Origin of the sequence: Thalassospira sp., from assembly GCF_048059015.1 — a bacterium.
GTDB lineage: Bacteria > Pseudomonadota > Alphaproteobacteria > Rhodospirillales > Thalassospiraceae > Thalassospira.
The window spans coordinates 21,334-42,007 of the sequence record NZ_JBLLNT010000022.1; the positions used below are offsets into that span (position 1 = coordinate 21,334).

The following is a 20,674-nucleotide window of genomic DNA, read 5'->3' on the forward strand; positions in this document are numbered from 1 at the left end:
CAGATACGTGCAACTCTGGATTGATAGATCGGTCAATTGCGGTACAATAGTTGGACGGGGTTTTAGAAGAATAATTGTTCCATATCAGGCTTCTGTGACGGTGGGCACATCGCATTTCAGGCGATGCTTTTATCTTCCCGAAATAACCTGCCCCCCAAATGGGGCACAAGAATAACACAGAGCATCTGCCGTGCCGGGAACCGCATTCCGGTACGTTGAGGGAGACCAACATATGATCACGCGTCGCGGACTTCTGAAAGGGTCGGCTGCAGCGACCGTTGCTGCAGGTATTGGTCCAATGCCGTGGCTTGTTTCGCCATCCAATGCGATGGAAACGATTGCAAGCCAATCCCCGATCGGTATCACCGATGATCTACCCAACCCGATGGAAATTCATTCGGTCGATGGACGCCTTAAGGCGGACTTCTTCATGGATGCCAGCGACTATTCGCTGCCCAGTGGTCCAGCCAAGCTTCGCATTTTTAATGCATCCATCCCCGGCCCGACCATTCGCATGAAGCCCGGCGATACGCTTGAACTGGCATTTGAAAATCGGATGCCGCCCAACAAGGATGCTGGCAAGGACGTGGTCACCAATGTGCCCAACCGGTTTAACACCACGAATGTCCATTACCACGGCTTCCATGTCAGCCCGCGCGGCAACAGCGACAATGTGTATCTTCAGATCGAACCGGGGCAAAGCTTTAACTATGTCGTGAAGCTTCCGGTCGACCATCCGGCAGGCAATTACTGGTATCATCCGCATCGCCATGGATCGGTTTCGGCACAGGTCGCATCGGGTGCAGCAGGTATGGCCATCATTGGCGGTACGCTTGATGAAGTGCCCGAAGTTGCCGCCGCCCTTGAACGCGTTTTAGTGCTTCAGGCACCGGTTCCGGGTCTTGATGGCCTGCTGGAAAGCGAAAAGCCGATCTGGCCGCTGGATGCAGAACGCGATTTCCTTGTGAATGGTCAGTACCGCCCAAAGATCTATATCCGCGAAGGCGAAGTTCAGCACTGGCGTTTGCTTAATGCCGGTGACGCGCAGTTCATCCCGCTGCGCGCTGATGGCATGGAAATGCATCTGATCGGTCTGGATGGCAATCCGCTGCCCAAGGCCGAAGAAACCGAAGAATTCCTTCTGGCACCGGGCAACCGCGCGAACCTTTTGATCAAGGGTGTTAAAACCGGGACCTATGCGCTACGTCGTCCGGCCTTCATGCAGGGCAAGGCCAGCCTTCCCGAAGAACATCTTGCCGATATCATCGTGATTGCAGCCGATGATCCACGTGTGGCGAGCGGCGTTAAATTCGGCAAGTCGATCCCGACCGGGGATCTTCCGAAAAACGAAATCCTGACAGACATCACCGATGATGAAATCACCAACCGACGCAAGTTTGTGTTGGGTGTGAAGGACGTGTCAGGCTTCTTTGATGACACGGAATTTACCATCAACGATCGGGGATTTGATCCACGGCGTGACGATGTTGTCGCCAAGCTGGGTGCGGTTGAAGAATGGACACTGATCAATACAACGCCGTTCCCCCATCCACTGCACATCCACGTCAATCCGTTCCAGGTGGTTTCGATCAATGGCGAACCTGACACGCGCAAACCGTGGATGGACACCATTGCCGTTCCGGCAGCCGGCACGGTGACTTTCAGAACGCGCTTTGTTGATTTCACCGGCCGCTACGTAATGCATTGCCACATCCTGCCACATGAAGACACCGGCATGATGATCAACGTCAATATAGAGGTATGATGATGCGATCCCTTATTCAAACCGCAAGCGTCACCGCGGCCATCGTGATCGCATGGTCCGCCCTTTCGACGTCAGAAGCTTTGGCCGATGACACGCAAAAAGGCGCAATGCCAACGGCGGCATCGCAATGCCTGTCCTGTCACGGGACGAACGGCAACCCGGCCCTTAAGGATGTTCCGATCCTTTTGGGGCAGCAGCCGCTTTATCTGGAAAACGCCATTCGCGCCTATCAGGACGGTCGCCGTACCGGTGGTCAGGCGCTTGTCATGCATGAAATCGTAAAAGATCTGAGCGATGCGGATATCAAGGCCATCGCCACCTGGTTCGGAGGGACACAATAATGAAACGCTTTATGCTTCCTGCACTTGCCGGTCTGATGATGGCCGCCCCGATCATGCACGCAACTGCTGATGAGCTGATCTATCTGACCGATGCCAAGGGTACCGAGATTTTCATGGATGCCGAATATACCGGCCCCTATTTCGAACTGGCGAGCTACCTTGAAAGCGAACATATCCTGACCTTCTGTGGCCCGGCCAGCATTGCCGCAACCATGAACAGTCTTGGTGTCAAACGCCCGCAGCCCCAGCGCCTGTATCCTTGGGCTTTCTTTACCCAGGAAACGGTGTTCACGCCAGAAAACCAAAAGGTCAAATCATATGCCATGGTCGAACATGACGGCTTGATCCTTAGCCAGATTGCCACCTTCTTTGAAAATCTTGGTGTGAAGGCAGAATACCATCACGCCAACAATTTCGATGAAGCATGGCTGCGCGATACCATCAAGGCAACGCTTGCGGACCCGAACAAACGTCTGGTCGCGAACTATTCGCGCAAACCGATCGGTCAGGTCGGTGGCGGGCATGTATCGCCGATTGCTGCCTATGACGAAGATACCGACCGCGCGCTGGTTCTGGATGTTGCCAAATACAAATACCCGCCGGTCTGGATGACGATTGAAGACCTGCGCAAGGCCATGGCATCGATTGATGATGGTTCGAACAAGGCCCGTGGTCTTGTCGTGGTAAGCAAATGAAGATTTCACGCCGCGCCCTTTTAGGGTCAATCTCATTATTGCCACTGGCACCGGTTGCCGCCCGCGCACAGGCGTTGGGCAGCAATGCGGTTTTCTATGACATTGTGCGTCAAATTGGCGGCATCCCCGATATTTCGGATCATCTTCTTGATGCCGCCAATGACGAGTTCCTCGCGACATACGGCGAACTGGCCCAGCGCAATTTCGTCAATGCGCTTCGCACAGGTTCCATTTCCGAGCGGATCAAACAGGCCAGCCCGGAAATTCAGGAACGGGCAGCCTTTATCGCCCGCCTGCTTTATACCGGCGAAGTCATGCGTGATGGTGCCTATAAGGCGATCTATTACCCGTGGTGTCTGGGCTGGAAGTCGCTGAGCTTTGCGACGGCACCGGGCACATGTGGTGGTCCGGCCTTTGGCCATTGGGCCCATCATCCGGTCGCGGGGGATATGTGATGGAAGCAACTGTCGTCATCATCGGATCGGGCATGGCCGGATCGCATCTGGCCTATAGCCTTGTGCAAAAGGGCATTGATGTGATCATGCTCGAAGCAGGTCCGAAACGCACACGCGCCGAAAACCTCAAGAACTTCTATGAAAACCCGGTCAAGGGGCCGCAATCCCCCTATCCGTCGCAACCCTATGCACCCCATCCCGAGGACGGGAAGTATAACGACTTCTACGTTCAGGGTGGCCCGGATCAGTTCATTGGGGCCTATCTGCGTTTGTTCGGCGGTACCACCTGGCACTGGACCGGCTTTGCCGATCGACTACGCCCGCATGATTTCACCATGCAGTCAACCTATGGCGTGTCGCGCGACTGGCCGATCAATTACGACCTTCTGGTTCCCTATTACATCGAAGCGGAGAAGCGCTGGGGCGTTGCGGGGGATCCGAACTATCCGTGGGGCGCACCACGCGATGGCGCCCCCTATCAGATGCCGCCAATCCCGATGAGCTATATGGATCAGAAGGTGACCGAGGCGCTTGATAAACTGGGTTTGCATTCCGCACCGTTTTCCCATGCGCGCAATTCCGAGATTTTCGATAAACGCCCGGTCTGCTGCGGCAACAATACCTGCGTGCCGATCTGTCCGATTGGCGCGAAGTATGATGCATCGGTTCATGCGCAAAAGGCAGAAGACCTTGGCGTGCGCGTTGAGACCGAGGCACTGGTCAGCTTTATCGAGGTTGGCCAGGATCAGAAGATCAGTCGGGTAAAAGTCCGCAAACCGGATGGATCCGAATTCTGGGTCAGCGGCAAATATTTTGCTGTCTGCTGTCACGCGATTGAAAACCCGCGTCTTCTTTTGAATTCCAAACAGGACACAGCACCCAACGGCGTTGCCAACAGTTCCGATGCGGTCGGCCGCAATCTTTTGACGCAAGCCAACCAGGACAGCTGGGGCACGCTTGATGAACAGATATTCCCCTATCGCGGGCCACAACAGACCGGTGGTCTGGTTGAGTTGCGTGATGGTGAATTCCGATCAGATTATGCCGCCGTTGGCACCAGTTTCATGAATGATGGGTGGTCGGGGAATTCCGATGCCACCAATCTGGCAAAGGATCTGATAAAAAAGGGCATGGTCGGTCAGGAACTGGCGCATGCCATCAATGATCAGATTTCACGCCATTTGCGTCTCAATAGCTCGGCCGAAGTTTTGGCAAACTGGAACAACCGGGTTGAGCTTGCCGATGAAAAGGACAGCTCTGGCATTCCGCGTCCGAAGGTGACCTTTACCCTTGATGATTACACCAAAAAGGGACTGTCAAACGCGCTTGAGGTCAATCGCAAGATCTTTGCGGCCCTTGGTGTAAAGGACATGAAGACCGATACGCCGTATCTGTCGAATGCGATTATCGGCGGGACGACGATTATGGGGACGGATCCGAATATCTCGGTGGTGAACCCGGATCTTGTCGCACATGATCACAGCAACCTTTATATTCTGGGATCAAGTTCGCATGTAACAACCCCGGTCAATGCTCCGTCCTTGACCATCGCTGCACTGGCAATCCGTGCAGCAGACCATATGGCCGATGCATTGACCAAATGAACGCACCACTCAAACAACTGATCTTGATTGAAACAGGGCTTCTCGCCCTGTTCATTCTTCTGGGCAACGGATTGCGATCTGTCGCCACCATGACGGTATCTGTTTCCCAAGGCGAGTTTGCCAGCTTTCTGAATATCTCGGTCGAGCGGACCGACATTCTGATCGAAGTTCTGATTGGTGGTGCTGTCATGGCACTGGCCATCGCGCCCTTTGTGATCAACAGCAACACTGCACGTCGGGTGTGCCTTGCCACCGCCCTTCTGGCCAGTGCCAGTTATGCGATGGTCGGCCTGACCATGCATTGGGACCCGGCACTTTCGGTGCGCGAGATTATCGTTCTGGCCAGCTTCTGCATGGGTGGTTTTGCGATTTCCTTCTTCGCACCTTTGGCACAGCTTGCCATCAGTCAGGCAAAGACGGATCGCGAAAAGTCGATGCTAACGACCGTCTGGACCGCGGCCCAACCCATCGCATTTCTAATTGCCCCGCAACTGGTGAAATATGTCGCCTTTGATGTCGGTACAGGGAACTACTTCCTGATCCTTGCTGCCTTGCCGATCCTGTTCTTGGTGATCATGCCCGTCGTGATGCGTACGCCGCATAATCATGAAGCCGGGAACGAAGCAGCAAATACCGATGAAAAGCAGGCGCCGAACTGGAAACTGATTGGTCTTTTCATGTCTGTTGTCATCATGTTCGAGGCATGGACAACAGCCAACAGCTTTGTCGGAGTTGAAAGCCCGATCGGTCTTGGTTTGATGACGGCGTTTCTTGCGCTGTCGGTCGCACTTTATTTTGGCGTCAGGTCGGCCAAGCCAAGTGATGCCAAACTGCCATCAGATGCAATTTTCCTATTGGTCGTTCTGTTCATTTTGGAAATCCCGACCACGGGCGTCTATGACACCGCCTATTTGGTTAGACATTTGTGTTCATCGGAATTGATTGATGATCGCGCAACCCTTGGCGCGGCAAGTCAGGTGATCATGGTATTTGGCGCCGGGGCCCTGATTGCGCGCAATCCGGTCTGGCGTGAACGGCTTTGGCTGCTTGCCATTCCCTGCCTGATCATTTCATCGATTGCGACGATCTTTTATCCCTATCCGGCAACCGATGCGGCGCTGTTTTATTGGACCAAGATGCTTTCAAGCATCGGGATCGGGATTGCGACGACAATTGTCGTTAGTCAGGTGATTGCATCTGCCAATGGCAACAAACTGATCACATTGGCCCCGGCCTTTGTCATCATGTTTGGCACCGAAGTCGGCATTGAAATCCTTGAGATTACTTTTCAGCTGTCAAAGCTTGCCGGGCTTGGCGTAACGCCTGCTTATCAGATGGTTTTCGTGGTGCAGGTCAGTGCTGTCCTGCTTGCCACCACATTGATGTTGTGGCGTTGGCTTGCACCAAAACTGCATAAGGCGCCTGCCACCTGATATGCCACATGCAGGCAGAATTGATGACAAACTGAATGGCCGGTAGCGATGAGCAAAAACACGCACCGGCCATTTTATTCTTGACGTCATGTTATGATATAACATAACAATTTTCAACGCATTTTACAGCTCCCACCATAAACCGGTCCGAATATATGTCCTCCTTTCCTTCTGCCCTTCGCCGTTTGCTTCTTTCAACCTCGCTGGTGGCAGGCTTTGCCGCCACTGCCCATGCGCATGGCGATGATGCGCCTAAGGTCGTAACATCGATCAAGCCGATCCATGGCATTGTCAGCGCAATTATGAAAGACATTGGCGAGCCGGTTCTTCTGCTTGATGGGGCATCCTCGCCGCATTCCTATTCGCTGCGCCCAAGTGAAGCGCGCGCGCTGAACAATGCGGATCTGGTTGTATATGTGTCTCACAGCTTGGAAGCTTTTCTCGAAAAGCCACTTTCGACCCTGTCGACCAACAGCCATCAGCTTGAATTGGTCGCGCTTAAGGGTTTGACCCTGCGCGATATGCGTGAAGGCGGCACATGGGAAACCCACGCGCATGGTCACGGCGAAGATGATCACGATAAACATGGCCATGATGACCATGATGACCATGATGACCATGCAGAAGACCATGATCACGGCGAAGACCACAAACACGGTCATGACGATACCCATGATCATGCGCATCATGACGATCACGATGCCCATGCAGAACATGACGAGCATGAAAACCATGGTGATGAAGATCACCATCATGAACATGGCGGCGTTGATCCGCATATCTGGCTGGATCTGGCCAATGGTGTTGCAATTGCACGCGCAATCACCGATGAGCTGGCTGAGATCGACCCGGAACATGCCGGTGACTATCAGGAAAACCTCAAAACGTTACTTGCAAGCTTGCAGTCACTTGGGGATGATCTTGGGGCAAAACTCGAACCGGTTCAGAGCAAACCCTATGTCGTTTTCCACGATGCCTATCAGTATCTGGAGGCCGGCTTTGGTCTGAATGCAGTTGGTTCGATTACGGTATCGCCCGATCAAAAACCCGGAGCCAAACGCCTTCATGAAATCGAAGACAAAATTCGTGACACAGGCGCAGTCTGCATCTTTGCCGAACCACAATTCCGTCCGGCCATTGTCGAAGCTGTTGTCTCCGACACCGGCATTCAGACCGGAATTCTTGACCCGCTGGGTGCGAACATCGCGGCTAGCCCGGATGCCTATCAGAACATTCTTACGCAAAATGTTGATGCCCTTGTCGACTGCCTCGGCAAAGGTTCGTAACAGCATCACGGCATCACTGGTTGCCGGCACCCTGATGCTGGCAACCAGCCATTCCGCATCGGCACATCCCCATGTCTGGATTGATGCCAATGCGGAATTTGTGTTTGAGGGTGACAAGATCACGGCCGTTCACGTGCATTGGCTGTTTGACGACCTGTTCAGCATGACGCTGATTGACGAGTTCGACAAAAATCACGACACCCGGTTCTTTGATGAAGAAAACATCGCCGTGCGTGACAATGCCTTTGCCGCACTGGCCGACGTTTCGTGGCTAACCCATCTGCGCCAGAATGAAAATCTGGTGGGCTTTACCGGTGCTACCGATTTCAAGGCCGATGTCACCGACGACCGCCGGGTGACTTACGACTTCAAGCTCACCCTGGCCGAACCGCTTGATCCGGCAAAGGATGATGTCAGCCTGTCGGTCTATGATGCCGAATATTATATCGATGTTGCCTTCACACAGGTCGACCCGATCCTGTTTTCGGGCAACAAGGAACTCTCCTGTCATTTCGAGATGAGCGAAGATGAAAAGAACCGCATCTATTTTGACCTTGTCGCGCCGGTCCGTGCCGATCTTGTTTGCGCGGGCAAAGTGGCAGATGGCAGCGGTACTGGCGGTCTTGCTCCTGGCGAATTCGTTCTCGTCAAATAATCCGGCAATCGCCCAGTCTTCCAATCTGCTGGGGCGCGGTGCGGGCACAAGCGAAGCACCGCCAGCGGCGACCACCAGCCAAGCCGCCGAAGATAAAAGCCTCATCTCCCTGCCCGATTGGCTTTCCGATATTGTCGGTCAGGCGGTGATCATTCAGACCAAGCTTAACCGTGAAATCACCGCAACCCTTCGCGAAGCCAAAGACGGCGACAGCTTCTGGCCGGGGCTTGTCATCATCGGTTTATCTTTTGCCTATGGCGTGTTTCACGCGGCTGGCCCGGGGCATGGCAAGATGGTCACCACCACCTATTTCCTGTCGCGCGATGCCGGTTGGAAACAGGGTGTTGCCATGGGAACCCTGATTGCCGCTGTTCAAGCCGTCACCGCGATTGCGCTGGTCGGGGGCATGGCGATCATTCTGAACCTTGGCCCGGCGGCGATCACGCAAAACGGTCTTATTCTTGAAGCTGTGTCCTATGCCCTGATTGCCGGGCTTGGCGCACTAATGGCGCTTCGGATTTTGCAGGGACGTGATGATTGCTGTGATCATGGTTCAGCGCATCATCATGACCACCATCACGATCATCATAACCACCATCATACGCATGATCATCATCACGACCATCACGGCCATGCCTGCGACCATGATCACGGGCATATGGATGCCCCGCGCAGCCAAAACCGTTGGCATATGATTGCAAGCGGGGTTGTTGTGGGCTTGCGCCCCTGCACCGGATCGATCCTTGTTTTGCTGTTTACGCTGGCAAACGGGATGGTTCTGATCGGGGTTGGTGCAGCCTTTGCCATGGCAATTGGGGTTGCCTTGACCATCAGCCTGATTGGACTGGCCGCAATCGGCATTCGCACCGGGACCCAGCATTTGTTTTCCGTCTCGGAAAGCTCATCTGGCCTGATCCGCCGGTCCGTTGGCTTTGCCGGTGCGGCGACGATCACGCTGTTTGGCGTACTTCTTTTGATGGCGTCCGCCCGACAGCTGGGCTGGCTTTGACATACGAAAACAGCCCGCAGGTTGATGGACCTGCGGGCTGTTGGAAATCCTGAACTTCGGCGCTTATTTCGCGCTAACGACTTTCATCACCAGTTTGCCATCCGGCTTGATCGGGCCGTCTTCCTTGGCACCCAGGGTGTATTCAAAGATGCCGGTTTTCATGCCACCGGTTTCCGCATGAACCATCAGCATCAGCATTTCGCCGGACTTGACCGGCTCCTGCAGGATGGCGGCGACATCCATGTTTTCACCCTTTTTGATCGGCGCATAACCAACCACCGGGCCCGGCTTCATGTCCTTGTCGGTACGATGGACAACAAGCCAACCATTTTCACCGGCCATGATTTTCGATGCGGTAACAGTCCCCGCAGACACATCCTGATCCATGGCTTCGACCATCGGACCCATGGCATTTGCCGGTGCAGCACTTGCCAAGACAAAGCCAGCGCTCAGCATCATGGCACCAACAAGACCGGTTGCTTTGGTTTTGAACGTCATGTGAAGTCTCCTTTGCTTTTGATCTGGAACACGCCTTTTGCGGTTCGCTCGTATCTCGGTTTTATTGTGGGGTTTTCACCGCACACACCGAAGCTACGCAGGCAAATCAATCGGGTTTCAGAAAAGGAGATATTTTTTCTTCAATGTTCGACAGAAATCAGACGACCATGGATCGCAGGACCGGTTGGCTGCCCGGTTGGTGAACCACCCGCCGGTTCCAGACTGATGCCAAAAGTCGCATTGCGCAGCATCGCCGGATTAAATTCGCCAAGCTGCTTGGTCGTTGGCTGACTGATATTTTCCAGAAGACCAAGCGATTTTGGCTTCGGCCCGGTTTGCTCCGATACGATCCAAAGCTGATAGGTTTTGCCATTGGGAACAGTTGCCTCGACCGGGCGGATGGTGACCGCACGGGTTTCCAAATCAACACTCATGACAAAGGCAGGCTGGGTATCATCGCGGTGAAATACCGCCACAAACTTCCCATCATCCTGAAGCGGTGCGCTGACGTCTGTTGCCAAAACAGCAATGACGAGACTTGCGGCAATCGCGGCAGACCCAAGCGCACCTGCACGCCACATTGCCAGCTTGCGTTTCATGTGGGCGAACTCGGCCAGACTTGGCATATGATCGGTAATTGCCTTGCCCGCCTCGTCAATCCGGGTGCGGATATTGGCAAACAGGTTTTTGGGTGGGATCACCGCATCATAGTGGGAATTAAGTGGCGAAAGGCGCACTTCCCATTCATCGATAGCCGCGTCAAGGTCAGGCTCGTTCATGCGACGGGCCACTACAGACTGGCGCTGTGCGGATTTAAGTGTGCCAAGCACATATTCCGCCGCCAGCATGTCAATATTGTCCCGATCCGTCATGATCCAAGGCATTCCTTCAATTGTCTCAGGCTGCGGTGCAGCCAGGTCTTGATCGTTCCCACGGGCTGAGCAAAGCGTTCTGCCAGCTCGGCCCGTGACCAGCCTTCAAGATACGCCAATTTGACCATTTCCTGACGATCATCTTCAAGACCGCTCATACATAGGTCAAGCTGGCGCACTTCGCTGGCAAGGACGACTTCGTCAAATATCGATACTTCAGATGCGATCGTTTCGATTTCGGCATCATCTGCATCGACTTCCGGCTTTTGGCGTCGCACGATATCAATCGCCCGGTTACGTGCAATCGTCGACATCCATGTGATGATCGATGCACGGCCCGGCTCGAAATCGGCTGCTTTCTGCCAGATACGGACATAAATGTCCTGAAGCGCGTCCTCGCTTTGGGCGCGGTTCTTCAAGATACGCAGCACAATGCCAAAAAGTTTCGAAGATGTTGCATGATAAAGTCGTTCGAAGGCATCCATATCGCCATCGATCGACTGTTTAAGCAGATTTTCAAGATCCCGGGTCGTTGTCATAACCACCGCCGTGCGTACGCAAAACCGAAGTCACACGCACTTAGAAATAAAATACGGGACCAAAATCCCGAGCCATCTCTTGTTACGCAGCAAACAGCTGACCTGATCAGTTTGATCGCAAACTTCTAGTGCTATTTATGATTTAAATTCTGACGGGATGCTCTCGGTTGCTTTGATCAGCGCATCCATCACCATGCGCACCCCCGGTGCCCGGCGCATATCGGGGTGGACCACAAGCCAGACCGGTTTGCTGACCTCGCCCAGTTCATCATCAAAAACCAGCTCAAGCCGATCATCAGGATCGGCCATATAGCGCGGCAAAAGACCAAGCCCGTGACCCGCCGCAACAAAGGCCAACACGGTCTGGCTGTCATCTGCCTTCACGCGGGTTGGCAATTCACCATTCAGCGTTTCCCAAACCCAGCCTTGCTGATAATCGCCAAATGTATTGCGGCCATCGGCGCAAAATTCCCAATCCTTGCGCGCAACGCGGGCGGTATATCCCTTTGCGGCATAGACCGCGAAACGAAGATTGGTCAGCCGTCTGGCAATCAGGCCGCTTTGATCGGGTGTCGCCATACGCACAGCAACATCGGCTTCACGCCGGGCAAGATTGGCAATCACGCTTGATCCAAGGATTTCATATTCAAGGTTCTTCTGATCTCGCAGCAATTCGGCAAGACGGGGCGCAAACAACAAACGCCCTGCTGCGGGCGGCACGGCAATCCGAACCACACCGTGGGCAGTTTCATCGCCGCGCGCCTGACGTTCAAAGGCCAGAACATCTTCTTCGATCCGACCAGCAACGGGCACAAGGTTTTCGCCCGCATCGGTCAGTTTCCAGCCCGTTGCCAGACGATCAAACAGATGCGCACCAAGATGGGTTTCAAGTGCTTCGATCCGTCGGGCCACAGTGGTGTGATCCTTGCCCAAGCGCCGTGCAGCCCCGGAAAGCGTGCCTTCTTCGGCAAGGGCTACGAAAAATCTCAGATCATTCCAGTTCATGTTGAAACACCCAAAACCGTGACATGCGCAATTTTGCACAATCATAGCGAAATTTATCGGAATTACATCACATTTCCACACATGTCAGAGTGTGCCTCATCAAACAGCCACCACGATCAAGGAGCATCAATATGGCTATGACCAAACAGCTTGAATGCCATCCCGTCGTTGGATGTGTTTCGTCCAAGTCATCGTCGGAGATGATCGCACAATGCCTGACTTCCCCCGCCTCGCGCCACACCAAGGCAATGGGCGTTGGTGCGATCATCCCGGCGATCCTCGATACAGTTGCCAAATCCTACAAACGCTATCAAGGCCGTGTTGCCCTACACCGGTTAAGTGACGAGCAACTGTGCGATATCGGTCTGGAACGAACCGGCGATGGCATTGTGTCGCTTGAAGGTTATCGGATCTGATCAAAGCCGCCATTGGCCCTGAACCATTGGCAAGCGACAGGCTTTGGATACCAAAGCATCCCCGTAAGGGTACGGAGATGTTTGAAATGCCTCCCTCAAGGCAAAAGAAGGGCCCCCGTTTCGGGGGCCCTTTGATTTGGTTCAGACCTGAAATTCTTCGGATATATTGTCGGCTGCCTTGATCAACGCATCCATCACCAACCGAACACCGGGTGATCGGCGCATATCGGGATGCACCACCATCCAGCCGGTTTCGCGGCTTTCGCCATCGACATCGGCATGAATCAGTTCAAGTTCTTCGTCCCGATCCCCAAGATAGCGGGGCAAAACGCCAACGCCGTGACCCGCTGCGATGAACTGACGCACCGTTTCGGTTTCATCAGCCCGAAACCGGCAGGGCAATTCGCGACCCAGCACATTGCGCACCCATTCCTTTTTTGATGCGCCGTAAGCGGTATCTTCGTAACCGCAGAATTCCCAGTCACTTTCAGGCACACGGTCGCGATAACCGATCCCGCAGTAAAGCCCGACACCCAGTTCAACCAGTTTTCGGGTAATCAGGCCCGGTTCGCGCGGGGTCACCATGCGAACTGCAACATCGGCTTCGCGCCTAGCAAGGTTTACAACGCTGGCCGCCCCAATGATTTCGAACTCAAGCCCCTTATGCGCCTTCAGCAATCGGGCAAGACGTGGCGCAAAAAGAACACGCCCGGCAACCGGCGGAACAGAAATGCGCACAACACCATGCGCACCTTCATCTCCCTTGGCCTGACGCTCGAACGCCAATGCTTCTTCTTCGACTCGTTCTGCCACCGGCAGCAAATTATTGCCCGCCGTGGTCAGCTGCCAGCCACGTGGCAGTCGGTCGAAAAGCTTGGTCCCAACATCGCCTTCCAGTGCTTCGATCCGGCGGGCGACAGTCGTGTGCTCCTTGCGCAGGCGACGAGCAGCCCCAGAAAGGCTGCCTTCTTCTGCCAAAACAAGGAAGTAGCGTAAATCGTTCCAGTTCATATCCGTACCTTAGTCGTTTATGCCCGAGACGTTTCGTTCATTTTTGCACACCAGCTATGCGAAACAACCTAATTCCCGTTTAATTTTGCATGTGAGATACACCGGGCAGCAAATGAGTTTTTCAACCCTGAGATACCAGGAGGCCACCATGCCACATCAGCTTTCTGGCAACAGCCAGTTCGACGCAGTTACCGATCCGTTCACCGCGCGCATGCCGTTTGCGAGCGTGATTAATCGTCTGCTCAATGGTCCGAAGGACGCGGCGAAACGCAAAAGCCACCGCAACCTGCTTGAGAATATGAGCCACGCAGAACTTGCCGATCTCGGCCTGCAGCGCAAATTCAATGGATCGACCTGGTTTATCGACCGTATGTCGAACGAGCTTCCTGCTCGCGGCCGGTAAGATACCAGCGCCCCATAAATGCAAAAGGGACCCGATCGGGTCCCTTTTTTTGTTTATCTCACACCCAACGCTTATCCGCGCAGGGCATTGACCTTATCGGTTGCTTCCTGTGCCAGACGGGTAATCGTCGCCCAGTCACCGGCTTTGACCGCATCTTTCGGTGCGACCCAGGAACCGCCAACGGTGATGATGTTTGGCAGCGCCAGATAATCCGCAAGGTTGGAAAGCGAAACACCACCGGTCGGGCAGAATTTCACCTGCGGCAAGGGACCGGAAATGGCTTTAAGCATCGAAACACCACCCTGCTGTTCCGCCGGGAAGAATTTCAACGTGTCATAGCCATGATCGATCAGGTTCATGATTTCAGACGGCGTACCAGCACCCGGCAAAAGCGGGCAGCCAGTGTCTGCCGCCGCCTTCAGCAGCCCATCGGTATGCCCGGGCGATACAGCAAAGGCACACCCGATTTCAGCCATACGTTCCATCTGCTTGGCATTTACAACCGTGCCTGCACCGGTGATCGCATCAGGGACTTCGGCGATGATGCGCTTTATGCTTTCTTCGGCGGCATCGGAACGCAGGGTAATTTCAAGAACCGGCAGACCACCGGCAACAAGTGCCTTGGCCAACGGAACCGCGTCATTGACGTCTTCAATCACCAGAACCGGTACAACCGGGGCTTTGGACAGAATTTCACGCGATGAAAGGCTCATAAACTATTCCTCCAGTTTCCCGGTCAGGCCGTCAGGATTTTGGCACAACCGATAAGGGCCGGGTATTTCGCCGTCATCAGGCGCACCGGCACATCATTCATCAAATCACGGAAACGGCCCTTGGCGATCATGCGCTCTTTCAGGCCGCTTTGTTTCATGTAATCGGCAATGCGCGGACCAATACCGCCACCGATAAAGACACCGTCAAATGCACCAAGTGTCAGAACAAGATCGCCAGCCACCCCGCCCATAAACAGGCAGAAGCGATCCAGCACCTTAAGACACAGGGCGTCACCATCTTTAAGCGCACCATCAACGACTTCGGCCGCTGATTTCGGTGCGACGTCGACACCATCAATGGCGGCAAGTGCACGGTACAGGTTTTCAATGCCCATACCCGAAAGCACACGTTCGGCCGATACCCGATCAAGCTCTTGACCCAGGAATTTGACGATCTCGTAATCAAGGTCATCAACGGCTGGCAAGGATACATGCCCGCCTTCACCCTGGATCGGAAGCCATTTGCCTTCATGTGGCAAAAGACCCGAAGCACCAAGTCCCGTACCCGCACCGACAATTGCCAATGGCAATCCCGGACGCCCCGGACCATCAAACAAAGTGATCAGGTCTTCTTGGCCAAGATAGGGCACCGACATCGCAAGGCCGGTAAAGTCATTGACCACCACAAGCCGATCAAGATTGAATTCGGCCTTAAGCGCTTCTTTGGAAAACACCCACGGGTTATTGGTGAACTTGACCGTGTCCGCCATGGCGGGGCACGCCACCGCCACAGCAAATTCACGCAACTCCGTAGCGTTGGTTTTCGCCATGAAGTCCCGTATGGCATCACCGATGGTGGCATAGTCACGCACCGGCAATGTCATCGGGGTAAAGGGATTGCCAGCGTCGTCCAGCCAGGCAAAGCGGGCATTGGTCCCGCCGATATCACCAACCAGCTGCATTACGCGACTTCAGCCTCCCCCGGGAAGGCAGCACTTGCGCCAAGCTCGGCCAGACCAACATGCTCGCGGAAGACACCAAACATTTCGCGGCCAAAGCCATCTTGATGTTCAGCCTTGTTGTCAAACGTTGCAAAGGCACGTTTTTCCATCTCGTCCGCGGTCACATTAAGGATCAGCTCACCGGTTTCCGCGTCGAGACGGATGATGTCACCGTCCTGCACCTTGGCAATCGGACCGTTCATCATGCCTTCTGGCGTGACGTGGATCGCTGCCGGGACCTTGCCCGATGCACCAGACATACGGCCATCAGTCACAAGTGCGACCTTGTAACCAAGATCCTGAAGAACGCCGAGCGGCGGGGTCAGTTTGTGCAGTTCCGGCATGCCATTGGCTTTCGGCCCCTGGAAACGCACAACGCAAACCACGTCACGATGTAGTTTGCCTTCCTTGAAGGCATCCATCATCGCTTCTTGGGACGTGAAGACCGCAGCCGGTGCTTCGATCACGCGGTTTTCCGGCTTAACAGCGGAAACTTTGATGACAGAACGGCCAAGGTTGCCCGAAAGCATACGAAGACCACCATCTGCACTAAACGCCTTTTCGGTCGGGCGCAGGATTTCTTCATCATGGCTGTCTGCCGGCGCATCACGCCATGCAAGCTTGCCATTATCAAGATACGGCTCGGTACCATAAGCTGCCATGCCGCCATTATGAATTGTTTCAAGATCCGGGTGCAAAATACCGTTCTTGAGCAGATCAGAAATCACAAATCCCATACCGCCAGCAGCATGGAAGTGGTTCACGTCTGCCTGACCGTTCGGATAAACACGGCACAGAAGCGGCACGATGCGTGACAATTCGTCAAAGTCATCCCAGCGAAGCTCGATACCGGCCGCACGCGCCATGGCTGGCAGGTGCAGGGTATGGTTGGTCGAACCACCGGTTGCCAGAAGACCAACAATGCCGTTCACAAATGCCTTTTCATCAAGGATTTTGCCAATCGGACGATAATCGTTGCCAAGCTTGGTGATCTGAAGCGCACGGCGTGCGGCTTCTTCGGTCAGGGCATCACGCAGATCGGTGTTTGGGTTAACGAACGCGGCCCCCGGCAAATGCAAGCCCATGACTTCCATCAGCATCTGGTTGGAGTTCGCCGTACCATAGAAGGTACAGGTACCCGGGCTGTGATAAGACGCGGTTTCTGCTTCAAGCAGTTCCTTGCGGCCGACTTTGCCCTGCGCATAAAGCTGACGAATGCGGGCCTTTTCATTGTTCGGAAGCCCCGATGGCATCGGACCAGCCGGTACAAACACCGCCGGAATATGGCCATAGGACAAAGCGCCCATGACAAGACCCGGAACGATTTTGTCACAAACGCCAAGATAAAGAGCGCCATCAAACACATCATGTGACAGCGAAACCGCCGTCGACATAGCAATCACATCGCGCGAGAAAAGCGACAGCTCCATGCCCGGGCGGCCCTGGGTCACGCCATCACACATGGCCGGAACACCACCGGCAACCTGTGCGGTTGCGCCAGCTTCAAACACGGCCTTTTTGATGCGATCGGGATAAACGCCAAGCGGCTGATGGGCCGAAAGCATATCGTTATAAGACGTCACGATGCCAAGGTTGGCACCCTCGTCACCGTTAATGCGTGCCTTTTCTGCTGCACCACAGCCAGCTGACGCATGGGCAAGGTTGCCACATGACAGCGATGAGCGATGCGGGCGATCCGAAGCAGCAGCTTCGATCTTGGCAAGATAGGCTTCACGTGTCGGTTTGGAACGCTCGACAATGCGTTTTGTAATCTGTTCTATTTCACGTTTCATGGGGTTCAGCCTTTCGGGTTCTCGGCGCTCCACCACAGATCGACGGGAACATCGTTCTGCTGCAAAATTGCGCGAACCGGCATCTCTTCGATTACTGTGCCGTTTTTCGCGGTTTCAAAGGTCGACCATTTGGATTGGCCGGTAATATGGATACCAATATACCGGGCGTTAAGAATGGCAGGTAAGGTCATGCTGATACGCGGGACCGGGGATACGGTCGGGCGTGCGGCGGCAACCAGTTCGCCATGTTTTGGATAAAGCCCCTTATCAAGGGCTTCGGGCGTTGAGGACGGGAAAAGTGATGCGGTATGACCGTCATCCCCCATCCCCAGAAATACGATATCAAGCGGCCAGTGCATTTCGGTGCGAAGTCGCGCGCTTACGGTTTCCACCGCGTCTTCCGGATTGCTATCAGCTGTTTTCAACGACACAAAACGGGCGTTCTGGGCTTCGTTGATGAACAGATTGTCGCGCACAAGCTTTTCATTGGACTGATCATCATCAAGCCCGACCCAGCGATCATCGCCAAGGGTCACGGTGACTTTGGCCCAGTCAAGGCGTGCGGCCGAAAGGGTCTGGAAAAGCGGTTTTGGGAACCGGCCACCGGCAACAGCAATGCTGGCATGGCCGCGGGTCGCAATAGCAAATTCAAGCCGCTCAATGGTTTCCTTGACCATTGCCGCAAGCATTTCATCGCCGCTTTTAAAAATGCGTTCGTTTGTCATGTCTTCTTCCCGAAGTTGGGGGTAACGCAGAGCTTGCGCAAGGCCCCGGCACCTTCGCACCGGGGCAGCACAATTAGAACCCGGCTTCTTCGTTCCAGGTCCGGCCATCACGTTCGATCAAGGCAATGGCGGCCGATGGCCCCCATGTTCCGGACGTATAACCTTTTGGCGTGACATGATTGTTGTGCCACGCTTCCTGAATGGCATCGACCCACTGCCAGGCAATGTCCTGTTCGTCACGACGGACGAACAGCGTGTTATTGCCATCAATCGCATCAAGCAACAGACGCTCATAGGCATCCGGGCTGCGACCACCAAAGGCCTCGGCAAATGACAGGTTCAATGCGGTCGGACGCAAACGTACAAGACCCGGTCCCGGGTTCTTGTTGTTCAGGACAAGATGGATACCGTCATCAGGCTGCAAACGCAGAACCAGCTTGTTGGCCTGATAGTTGGTCATGGATTTTGCCAGCGGGAAAATCTGGTGCGGAACGTCACGGAACTGAATGACAATTTCTGAATGACGTTTCGGCAGACGCTTACCAGTCCGCAGATAGAACGGAACACCGGCCCAACGCCAGTTGTTCAGCTCGGCACGGATCGCAACAAAGGTCTCCGTCGTGCTGTCAACATTGGCACCTTCTTCTTCAAGGTAACCCGGCACTTCCTTGCCACCAACAGCACCCTTACGGTATTGGCCGCGCACAGTGGAGCTATCGATATTGGCATCCGTAATCGGTTGAAGGGCCTTAAGGACCTTAACCTTCTCGTCGCGCACTGCGTCCTGATCAAGGACATAGGGTGCTTCCATCGCAACAAGGCATAGAAGCTGCAACATATGGTTTTGAACCATGTCGCGCATCGCACCGGCATCATCGTAATAGGACCAACGTCCTTCAACGCCGACTTCTTCGCCAACCGTGATCTGCACATGATCGATATGTGCACTGTTCCAAAGCGGTTCGAACATCGCATTGGCAAAGCGCAGGATCATAAGGTTCTGCACCGTTTCCTTGCCAAGATAATGGTCGATACGGAAAATCTGGTTTTCCTCGAACACTTCACCGATCTGGCCGTTGATTTCACGGCAGCTGTCAAGATCGTGGCCCAGCGGCTTTTCAAGGACAACGCGCGAGTTCGGCGTTACCAGACCAGCCTTTTTAAGGTTAAAGGCCATGTCGGCAAACAGCGACGGGCTGGTCGAGAATAGACACGGTCACGATCAGGCTGATCGGACAGTTTTTCATAAAGAACCTTGAAACCGGCTTCGTCACCGGCGGATACCTGAACATAGGACACGCGGCTTGCGAATTTTGCCCAGGTTTCCTTTTCAAACTCGCCCTTCGGAATAAACTTCTTCCCGGCTTCTTCGAGCTTGGCCCGGAATGCTTCGTCGCTATGTTCGCTACGCGATGCGCCAAAGATACGGGTCTCTTCGTCGAAACGCCCGGTCCGTTCCATTTCGTAAAGTGCGGGGAAAAGTTTTCGTAACGCCAAATCTCCGGTCCCACCGAAAATCACGATATCAGCGATACGATGCTTCAGCCTTTGTTTCATTATGCCCTTAGCCTTCCAACGTTTCCTTCCCGTCGCCAAGGTGGGACCCCGGATCTTTTGATCCTGGCAGACGACCGGGACACGGCATTTTGCCGTGGTGGCAATCCCGGCGTTTCCGAAATTGCCTATCTGGCAGACAGCTGTGCAGCAAGCGGTGCATTGTCAACCGCAAGACGGCGCTTCGCCTGCCCATTCTGGTCGAACAAATAGCAATCCTGCACCTGGGCGCTGACACCCACTGAACTTCCTGATGCAATCGCCGTATCGCCAGCAACACGGGCAACAAAAAGCTCTTCGGCACCGGTCTGCACATAGACGAGGCCAGCCTCGCCCAAATGTTCAACCACATCGACCGTCCCTGCGAACAAAGCTGTGTCCTGATCAGCAATGCTGCAATGTTCCGGCCTGACGCCCACTGTTACACGATCTCCGGAGGCAAGACCACTGCCATCAACGGGCAGAACGACGTCTTTACCAGAATCCAGTTTAACCGTAACAGTTTGTTGCGATACGGCCTCAACAACCGCCGAAACGAAGTTCATTTTAGGCGATCCGATGAAGCCTGCAACAAATTGATTTTGCGGGTGATGATAAAGTTCCAGCGGAGTTCCCACCTGCTCGACCCGACCAGCCCGCAAGACGACGATTTTATCGGCCATCGTCATCGCTTCCACCTGATCATGCGTCACATAGATCATCGTGGACTTCAATTTTTCATGAAGTTTTGTTAACTCGATGCGCATCTGGACACGAAGGGACGCATCAAGGTTCGATAGCGGCTCGTCAAACAGGAAGACGCCGGGCTGTCGAACAATCGCACGGCCAATCGCCACACGCTGGCGCTGACCACCCGAAAGTTCCTTGGGCTTACGATCCAGAAGTTCTTCAAGTTGCAGGA

Annotated in this window: 23 protein-coding genes; 11 read left to right on the forward strand and 12 right to left on the reverse strand. The window is 54.3% G+C overall.

Annotated elements, in window-relative coordinates; all coding sequences use genetic code 11:
- Positions 1–232 precede the first annotated feature (232 nt).
- From ACMZ66_RS21645 to ACMZ66_RS21685, 9 genes are all read left to right on the forward strand, one after another.
- Complete coding sequence (locus ACMZ66_RS21645; protein WP_416940530.1) at positions 233–1,765, forward strand: multicopper oxidase domain-containing protein; 1,533 nt, start codon at positions 233–235, stop codon at positions 1,763–1,765.
- The gene (locus ACMZ66_RS21650; RefSeq protein WP_416940532.1) at positions 1,765–2,106 is read left to right on the forward strand and encodes a c-type cytochrome; all 342 of its coding nucleotides are present in this window, start codon (positions 1,765–1,767) and stop codon (positions 2,104–2,106) included. The genes ACMZ66_RS21645 and ACMZ66_RS21650 overlap by 1 nt, the downstream gene beginning before the upstream one ends.
- A complete protein-coding gene (locus tag ACMZ66_RS21655; protein ID WP_416940534.1) occupies positions 2,106–2,801 on the forward strand; it encodes a phytochelatin synthase family protein in 696 nt (231 codons plus the stop codon). The genes ACMZ66_RS21650 and ACMZ66_RS21655 overlap by 1 nt, the downstream gene beginning before the upstream one ends.
- The gene (locus ACMZ66_RS21660) at positions 2,798–3,256 is read left to right on the forward strand and encodes a hypothetical protein (RefSeq protein WP_416940536.1); all 459 of its coding nucleotides are present in this window, start codon (positions 2,798–2,800) and stop codon (positions 3,254–3,256) included. Before ACMZ66_RS21655 ends, ACMZ66_RS21660 begins: the two co-directional genes overlap by 4 nt.
- Complete coding sequence (locus tag ACMZ66_RS21665) at positions 3,256–4,860, forward strand: GMC oxidoreductase (RefSeq protein WP_416940538.1); 1,605 nt, start codon at positions 3,256–3,258, stop codon at positions 4,858–4,860. The genes ACMZ66_RS21660 and ACMZ66_RS21665 overlap by 1 nt, the downstream gene beginning before the upstream one ends.
- Complete coding sequence (locus ACMZ66_RS21670) at positions 4,857–6,293, forward strand: hypothetical protein (RefSeq protein WP_416940540.1); 1,437 nt, start codon at positions 4,857–4,859, stop codon at positions 6,291–6,293. The genes ACMZ66_RS21665 and ACMZ66_RS21670 overlap by 4 nt, the downstream gene beginning before the upstream one ends.
- Positions 6,294–6,448: 155 nt before the next feature.
- Positions 6,449–7,579, forward strand: a complete 1,131-nt coding sequence (locus tag ACMZ66_RS21675) for a zinc ABC transporter substrate-binding protein (protein WP_416940542.1) — start codon at positions 6,449–6,451, stop codon at positions 7,577–7,579.
- The gene (locus ACMZ66_RS21680; RefSeq protein ID WP_416940544.1) at positions 7,545–8,234 is read left to right on the forward strand and encodes a DUF1007 family protein; all 690 of its coding nucleotides are present in this window, start codon (positions 7,545–7,547) and stop codon (positions 8,232–8,234) included. Before ACMZ66_RS21675 ends, ACMZ66_RS21680 begins: the two co-directional genes overlap by 35 nt.
- Positions 8,182–9,243: a nickel/cobalt transporter gene (locus ACMZ66_RS21685; protein ID WP_416940546.1), complete on the forward strand. Its 1,062-nt coding sequence runs from the start codon at positions 8,182–8,184 to the stop codon at positions 9,241–9,243. The genes ACMZ66_RS21680 and ACMZ66_RS21685 overlap by 53 nt, the downstream gene beginning before the upstream one ends.
- Positions 9,244–9,306: 63 nt before the next feature.
- On the opposite strand, the gene ACMZ66_RS21690 is transcribed toward ACMZ66_RS21685, so the two are convergent.
- From ACMZ66_RS21690 to ACMZ66_RS21705, 4 genes are all read right to left on the reverse strand, one after another.
- Positions 9,307–9,741 (reverse strand): DUF7282 domain-containing protein, encoded by a 435-nt coding sequence (locus ACMZ66_RS21690; RefSeq protein WP_416940547.1) that lies wholly within the window; start codon positions 9,739–9,741, stop codon positions 9,307–9,309.
- A gap of 140 nt (positions 9,742–9,881) precedes the next feature.
- Entirely contained in the window at positions 9,882–10,613 is a 732-nt protein-coding gene (locus ACMZ66_RS21695; protein ID WP_416940549.1) for an anti-sigma factor domain-containing protein, read from the reverse strand.
- A complete protein-coding gene (locus ACMZ66_RS21700; RefSeq protein ID WP_416940551.1) occupies positions 10,610–11,152 on the reverse strand; it encodes a sigma-70 family RNA polymerase sigma factor in 543 nt (180 codons plus the stop codon). The genes ACMZ66_RS21695 and ACMZ66_RS21700 overlap by 4 nt, the downstream gene beginning before the upstream one ends.
- A 135-nt stretch (positions 11,153–11,287) precedes the next feature.
- Positions 11,288–12,157: a LysR family transcriptional regulator gene (locus tag ACMZ66_RS21705; protein WP_416940553.1), complete on the reverse strand. Its 870-nt coding sequence runs from the start codon at positions 12,155–12,157 to the stop codon at positions 11,288–11,290.
- 131 nt (positions 12,158–12,288) lie between these two features.
- Between ACMZ66_RS21705 and ACMZ66_RS21710 the strand changes: the two genes are divergently transcribed.
- Positions 12,289–12,573, forward strand: coding sequence for a DUF1127 domain-containing protein (locus ACMZ66_RS21710; RefSeq protein ID WP_416940555.1), 285 nt, complete (start codon positions 12,289–12,291; stop codon positions 12,571–12,573).
- A gap of 141 nt (positions 12,574–12,714) precedes the next feature.
- Here the strand turns inward: ACMZ66_RS21710 and ACMZ66_RS21715 are convergent, their stop codons facing one another.
- Positions 12,715–13,584, reverse strand: coding sequence for a LysR family transcriptional regulator (locus tag ACMZ66_RS21715; RefSeq protein ID WP_416940557.1), 870 nt, complete (start codon positions 13,582–13,584; stop codon positions 12,715–12,717).
- A gap of 148 nt (positions 13,585–13,732) precedes the next feature.
- On the opposite strand from ACMZ66_RS21715, the gene ACMZ66_RS21720 reads away from it, so the two are divergent.
- Positions 13,733–13,987: a hypothetical protein gene (locus ACMZ66_RS21720; RefSeq protein ID WP_416940559.1), complete on the forward strand. Its 255-nt coding sequence runs from the start codon at positions 13,733–13,735 to the stop codon at positions 13,985–13,987.
- 71 nt (positions 13,988–14,058) lie between these two features.
- On the opposite strand, the gene ACMZ66_RS21725 is transcribed toward ACMZ66_RS21720, so the two are convergent.
- The 7 genes from ACMZ66_RS21725 to ACMZ66_RS21755 form a co-directional block, all read right to left on the reverse strand.
- Positions 14,059–14,700, reverse strand: a complete 642-nt coding sequence (locus tag ACMZ66_RS21725; RefSeq protein WP_416940561.1) for a bifunctional 4-hydroxy-2-oxoglutarate aldolase/2-dehydro-3-deoxy-phosphogluconate aldolase — start codon at positions 14,698–14,700, stop codon at positions 14,059–14,061.
- 23 nt (positions 14,701–14,723) lie between these two features.
- Positions 14,724–15,662: a glucokinase gene (gene glk, locus ACMZ66_RS21730; RefSeq protein ID WP_416940563.1), complete on the reverse strand. Its 939-nt coding sequence runs from the start codon at positions 15,660–15,662 to the stop codon at positions 14,724–14,726.
- Positions 15,662–17,494 (reverse strand): phosphogluconate dehydratase, encoded by a 1,833-nt coding sequence (edd, locus tag ACMZ66_RS21735; RefSeq protein WP_416940565.1) that lies wholly within the window; start codon positions 17,492–17,494, stop codon positions 15,662–15,664. Before edd ends, glk begins: the two co-directional genes overlap by 1 nt.
- Positions 17,495–17,499: 5 nt before the next feature.
- Positions 17,500–18,219 (reverse strand): 6-phosphogluconolactonase, encoded by a 720-nt coding sequence (gene pgl, locus ACMZ66_RS21740; RefSeq protein WP_416940567.1) that lies wholly within the window; start codon positions 18,217–18,219, stop codon positions 17,500–17,502.
- A 73-nt stretch (positions 18,220–18,292) separates the two neighbouring features.
- Positions 18,293–19,396: a glucose-6-phosphate dehydrogenase gene (zwf, locus tag ACMZ66_RS21745; protein WP_416940569.1), complete on the reverse strand. Its 1,104-nt coding sequence runs from the start codon at positions 19,394–19,396 to the stop codon at positions 18,293–18,295.
- Complete coding sequence (locus ACMZ66_RS21750; protein WP_416940571.1) at positions 19,363–19,716, reverse strand: hypothetical protein; 354 nt, start codon at positions 19,714–19,716, stop codon at positions 19,363–19,365. The genes zwf and ACMZ66_RS21750 overlap by 34 nt, the downstream gene beginning before the upstream one ends.
- A gap of 185 nt (positions 19,717–19,901) precedes the next feature.
- Positions 19,902–20,674, reverse strand: a 773-nt coding sequence (locus ACMZ66_RS21755) for an ABC transporter ATP-binding protein (protein WP_416940573.1), incomplete at its 5' end; no start/stop codon positions are given.

Bases quoted from the DNA above. Each gene is read 5' to 3' on its own strand.
- glk (WP_416940563.1), bottom strand. From the start codon at position 15,662: ATGCAGCTGGTTGGTGATATCGGCGGGACCAATGCCCGCTTTGCCTGG.
- zwf (WP_416940569.1), bottom strand. From the start codon at position 19,396: ATGGCCTTTAACCTTAAAAAGGCTGGTCTGGTAACGCCGAACTCGCGC.
- ACMZ66_RS21715 (WP_416940557.1), bottom strand. From the start codon at position 13,584: ATGAACTGGAACGATTTACGCTACTTCCTTGTTTTGGCAGAAGAAGGC.
- ACMZ66_RS21680 (WP_416940544.1), top strand. From the start codon at position 7,545: ATGCCCTTGTCGACTGCCTCGGCAAAGGTTCGTAACAGCATCACGGCA.
- ACMZ66_RS21700 (WP_416940551.1), bottom strand. From the start codon at position 11,152: ATGACAACGACCCGGGATCTTGAAAATCTGCTTAAACAGTCGATCGAT.
- pgl (WP_416940567.1), bottom strand. From the start codon at position 18,219: ATGACAAACGAACGCATTTTTAAAAGCGGCGATGAAATGCTTGCGGCA.
- ACMZ66_RS21710 (WP_416940555.1), top strand. From the start codon at position 12,289: ATGGCTATGACCAAACAGCTTGAATGCCATCCCGTCGTTGGATGTGTT.
- ACMZ66_RS21645 (WP_416940530.1), top strand. From the start codon at position 233: ATGATCACGCGTCGCGGACTTCTGAAAGGGTCGGCTGCAGCGACCGTT.
- ACMZ66_RS21685 (WP_416940546.1), top strand. From the start codon at position 8,182: ATGGCAGCGGTACTGGCGGTCTTGCTCCTGGCGAATTCGTTCTCGTCA.
- ACMZ66_RS21705 (WP_416940553.1), bottom strand. From the start codon at position 12,157: ATGAACTGGAATGATCTGAGATTTTTCGTAGCCCTTGCCGAAGAAGGC.
- ACMZ66_RS21725 (WP_416940561.1), bottom strand. From the start codon at position 14,700: ATGAGCCTTTCATCGCGTGAAATTCTGTCCAAAGCCCCGGTTGTACCG.
- ACMZ66_RS21720 (WP_416940559.1), top strand. From the start codon at position 13,733: ATGCCACATCAGCTTTCTGGCAACAGCCAGTTCGACGCAGTTACCGAT.
- edd (WP_416940565.1), bottom strand. From the start codon at position 17,494: ATGAAACGTGAAATAGAACAGATTACAAAACGCATTGTCGAGCGTTCC.
- ACMZ66_RS21675 (WP_416940542.1), top strand. From the start codon at position 6,449: ATGTCCTCCTTTCCTTCTGCCCTTCGCCGTTTGCTTCTTTCAACCTCG.
- ACMZ66_RS21650 (WP_416940532.1), top strand. From the start codon at position 1,765: ATGATGCGATCCCTTATTCAAACCGCAAGCGTCACCGCGGCCATCGTG.
- ACMZ66_RS21695 (WP_416940549.1), bottom strand. From the start codon at position 10,613: ATGACGGATCGGGACAATATTGACATGCTGGCGGCGGAATATGTGCTT.
- ACMZ66_RS21665 (WP_416940538.1), top strand. From the start codon at position 3,256: ATGGAAGCAACTGTCGTCATCATCGGATCGGGCATGGCCGGATCGCAT.
- ACMZ66_RS21660 (WP_416940536.1), top strand. From the start codon at position 2,798: ATGAAGATTTCACGCCGCGCCCTTTTAGGGTCAATCTCATTATTGCCA.
- ACMZ66_RS21655 (WP_416940534.1), top strand. From the start codon at position 2,106: ATGAAACGCTTTATGCTTCCTGCACTTGCCGGTCTGATGATGGCCGCC.
- ACMZ66_RS21690 (WP_416940547.1), bottom strand. From the start codon at position 9,741: ATGACGTTCAAAACCAAAGCAACCGGTCTTGTTGGTGCCATGATGCTG.
- ACMZ66_RS21670 (WP_416940540.1), top strand. From the start codon at position 4,857: ATGAACGCACCACTCAAACAACTGATCTTGATTGAAACAGGGCTTCTC.